This is a genomic window from Schwartzia sp. (in: firmicutes), assembly GCF_978017985.1.
Map to the genome: position 1 here is coordinate 1 of NZ_CDXDFU010000078.1, position 4,607 is coordinate 4,607.

The window sequence follows — 4,607 nt, forward strand, 5'->3', positions numbered from 1 at the left end:
GCCCGGGTGGTATGCTTGTCTATAAGACACATGTACACAGCTACCGCGACCTGCCGCTGCGTCTCGGCGAGCTCGGTCTTGTTCACCGTCACGAGAAATCCGGTGAGCTGCACGGACTTTTCCGCGTTAGAAACTTTACCCAGGACGATGCGCATCTCTTTGTAACACCTGAGCAGATTGAAGAGGAGATTCAGCATACAATCGACTTGTTTGATGAGGTCTACAAGACATTCGGACTCAGCTATACGGCAGAGCTCTCCACGCGTCCTGAGGATTCCATGGGTTCTGATGAAATCTGGGAGAAGGCAACGGCTGCCCTGCAGCACGCATTGGAAGCACGCGGACTGAACTATATCATCAATGAGGGCGATGGTGCTTTCTACGGTCCTAAGATTGATTTCCATCTCCGCGATTCCATCGGCCGTACATGGCAGTGCGGAACGATTCAGCTGGATATGCTCATGCCGGAGAAATTCGACCTCACGTACGTGGGCGAGGATGGCGAGAAGCATCGTCCGATTATGCTGCACCGCGTTGTTTACGGCTCTATTGAGCGTTTCATCGGTATTCTTATCGAGAACTATGCAGGCGCATTCCCTGTATGGCTCGCACCTGTACAGGTCAAGATTCTTCCGATTACGGACAAGCATTTTGATTATGCCTTCGACCTCAGAAAGAAGCTGTTTGACCTTGGTATCCGCGTTGAGGTTGATGAGCGCAACGAGAAAATGGGCTACAAGATTCGTGAAGCCCAGGTCAAAAAGATTCCGTATGCTCTCGTTATCGGAGACCAGGAAATGCAGGACGGCAATGTAACGCTTCGTAAATACGGTGAGAAGGACAGTCAGACGATGTCAGTTGATGATTTTATCAAGCTGGTACAGGACAAGATTGCTTCGAAAGAAGAAAAATATTGATTTAAGTCACAAGATAAAAGCCGCACGGCATAAATGTGCGGCTTTTATTTTTATGCTTTGGAGGCATACCTTAATATTATTTTTTAGCATTGGAATATTCGTTAACATATAGTTATAATAAACTGTAAGTATGATTATGGCGTAATGCCGGCAAAAGGCCGAGGATATGATGCGACAGAAGGGATGATAAGTATGTGTTCAATGTCGAGACGTAATTTTATCAAGATGGCAGGGCTTGTTGCAGCGGCTGCGGCAGTACCGGCACTCGATGGAATCAAGGCTGCATCTGCGGAGCAGCAGGCACCTGCCGTTCCGGGAACTGACGGTGACAAGTATGTTTCCTATAAGAACAGGCAGGGCGGCGAATCTGTGGTATACTTCACCCGTGATTTGTCTGCGGCAGGGCTTATGAAGCTGTATGATAAAATATCTGCAAACTTTACGGGAAAAGTCGGCATAAAGCTTCATACAGGTGAGCCTGAAGGACCGAATATCATTCCGCGTCCCTGGGTTAAGGAGCTTATGCAGAAGAAGCTTCCGAACGCGACTGTTGTGGAGACGAATACATATTACGATTATGGACGCTACACAACCGAAAGCCACAGAAAAACTCTTGAGACGAACGGCTGGACTGCATTTACAACTGTAGATATTCTCGATGAGGAAGGCACGGCAATGCTTCCTGTAAAAGGCGGCAAATGGTTTACTGAGATGGCTGTGGGCGGACATCTGACGAACTACGATTCGCTCTTTGTACTCACGCATTTCAAAGGTCATACTATGGGCGGATTTGGCGGTTCAAATAAAAATATCGGTATCGGCTGTGCCGACGGACGTATAGGAAAGAAAATGATTCACGCAGGTGATACCGGAAGCCAGTGGGGAATAACCAAGGAAGAATTCATGGAGCGCATGACTGAATCCTCTAAAGCCGTTATTGATTATTTTGGTGACAAAATTTCCTTCATCAATGTCCTTCGGAATATGTCTGTGGACTGCGACTGCGCGGGAACCAGCGCGGCAGTTCCGACAACGCCTAACATCGGTATTCTTGCGTCAACGGATATTCTTGCGATTGACCAGGCTTCGGTGGATTTGGTTTATGCTCTTCCGGAAAAGGACCGCCACGACCTTCAGGAGCGCATGGAATCACGTCACGGCCTTCGCCAGCTTTCCTACATGAAGGAGCTGGGCATGGGAAACAGCCGGTACGTGCTTCTTGATGTGGATAACGGAAATGTGCCAATTAAATTGGAGGATGCGGTAAAAGGCGTAAAACCATTTAAAGCATAAATTTAGATTTTTTGATACTGACAATAAAGGAAAACAGGCTGCAGGAATTTGCGGCCTGTTTTTTTGAATGGATTGTACATAAAAGAAAAGGATTTTTCTAATGATTGTTGAATAATACTTTATATGAATCCTTTAATGCGAGAGGAGGAAACAGAAAAACGATTGTTGTCTATTGGCAGCCAAGACTGCAATGAGAAACTGGGACTAAGTCAGAAGGGAGAGGGTACGATTATGAGAAAAACATTTCGACTTTTAGTTGCTGTTTTTATTACGGCAGGTGTATTGCTTGGCGGAGTCACGCATGCTGCGGCACAGGAGACCTGGGCGGTTTACTGGTATATTTGCGGCTCTGATTTGGAGACAGATTATAAGAGCGCATCATCCAATATAGCAGATATGTGCTCTGTCAAACTCCCGGAAAATGTCAAGGTTATTATCCAGACAGGAGGAGCAAAAAAGTGGCACAGCAGGGGGATACCTTCAAACGCTCTGGCAAGATATGTTTACGACAGCAATGGATTTCATGAGATAGAGAAACTTCCGGATTCCAACATGGGCAGCGGTGCCGTCCTGAAGGATTTTCTCAGTTTTGCTGTAAAAAATTATCCTGCCGATCATAAAGTACTGGTAATTTGGAATCACGGCAGCGGAAGCCTTGGCGGAGTATGTTTTGACGAAAAATATGGAACAACAATCAGTCTTAATGCTCTTCGTGTCGCTTTAGGAGGAGTGTTTACCGAAAATGCGGCGCAGCCTCCCATTGACCTTGTATGCTTTGATACATGCCTAATGGCAACACTGGAAACAGCTAATTCTCTCTATGGTTATACCAGGTATCTGGCGGCCTCTCAGGAAATAATGCCTGATCATGGTATTGATTATGCCGCATGGCTTGGCTCCATTGCAAAGAACCCTGCCCAGGACGGCGCTGCTCTGGGAAAGGTGATATGTGATTCATATTTTGAACGTTGTAAAAATCAAGGGACACAGGACACGGCAACATTCTCTGTTGTTGACCTTTCGGCACTTCCGGAGCTGAACAAAGCTGTAAACAGGCTGGGAGAGGAAGCCCTCAGTGCATCAAAGGCGAATCCGAGATATTTCTTCACTGCTCTTGACCGAGTCGCAAACACTGTAGAAAGATACGGTGAACAGGGCGGCGACGCGGTAATAGGCGGGGGCATGGAAATGGTTGACCTTGGCTCTCTTGCAGAATACATGGAGGGGGTCAGCTCTGCGGAGGCAGTAGTGAACGCAGTAGATCGTGCTGTTATCTGCAAGGCGAAAGGAAAATACCGCCGTTACGGAAAAGGCCTTTCCGTGTATTATAACCTGACGGGAACTGAGAAGAGCAGCACAGCATACGGAAAACTCATTGGCGCGAATGATAATTTTTCCGCGCTGCATAAGGCGATGATGTCCGGAGGAGAAAGCGACGTACCCTGGTATATCATTGACATGCCACCGACGGAGAGAATTCCGGTTACCCTCGACAGTCAGAACATTGCGACGGCAGTACTGAAGCCCGATTTGCTGAATGCTGTGAGCCTGGCTTATTGCGGGCTGTATGTTCCCTTCGAAAATGATTATATGCGCCTTGGAACTGATGATAAAATTACAATTGATTGGGAGAAGGGCATTTTCAGAGACGGGTTTGACGGACATTGGCCGGCATTGAACGGACATATGCTGCCAATGAATATAGTCGAGCAGTATCCGGACTATGCCCTGTATATCTCGAACATAAAGATTAACGGGAAAAAATATCAGCTTTTGTCTGGCTTTGACATGGAGCAGCAGAAATTTGAAATTCTCGGAGCGTATCGCACGTTGAGAAATGGAATGGTTGACAGAAATATTGTTCAGCTTCATGTCGGGGACAAAATAACACCGCTTTTCACTATTGACTCAAACGAGAAATTTGTTGAGGGTGAAGCCTTCGTACTGGAAAAGGAACCTGATCTGAAGGATGAACCGCTGCCTGATGGAACCTACACATTTGTATTCCACTTTGAGTCGGTACATAATGACCCATTCGTATCAGACGGCGTCGAAATGTTTGTGAAGAACGGAAAGATTGAGAATATACGGGTGTCGAATAAGTAAAGTGAAAAAGCCTCTGTGCGTCGGATTCAGGTCTGACGTATGGAGGCTTTTTGATATCCGTGAATAAATAAGAAAAAAGTTGCAGAGATATCGGACTCAAGAAATCTTTACGAATTATTATCCTGTATTAAAATGGTGAACATGGTGTGCAGGTGGATATGTTTGTGAGGGGGAATCCTTGATGTTTGGCTTTTATGTGAGAATTCGGTCAAAAAAAGATTTGACGATTGAAAATCTTTCATTTGCTGCCGGTATTTTTAGCTTGTGGATAGCTTTTATGATGTATAATCA

General features: G+C 46.0%; 3 protein-coding genes. All 3 read left to right on the forward strand.

The window, feature by feature from the left end; all coding sequences use genetic code 11:
- A partial coding sequence (thrS, locus tag ACY69O_RS03550) for a threonine--tRNA ligase (RefSeq protein ID WP_462332095.1) occupies positions 1-917 on the forward strand: 917 nt, incomplete at its 5' end.
- 192 nt (positions 918-1,109) lie between these two features.
- Positions 1,110-2,210 (forward strand): DUF362 domain-containing protein, encoded by a 1,101-nt coding sequence (locus ACY69O_RS03555; RefSeq protein WP_462332096.1) that lies wholly within the window; start codon positions 1,110-1,112, stop codon positions 2,208-2,210.
- 231 nt (positions 2,211-2,441) lie between these two features.
- Positions 2,442-4,316, forward strand: coding sequence for a clostripain-related cysteine peptidase (locus ACY69O_RS03560; RefSeq protein ID WP_462332097.1), 1,875 nt, complete (start codon positions 2,442-2,444; stop codon positions 4,314-4,316).
- Positions 4,317-4,607 lie beyond the last annotated feature (291 nt).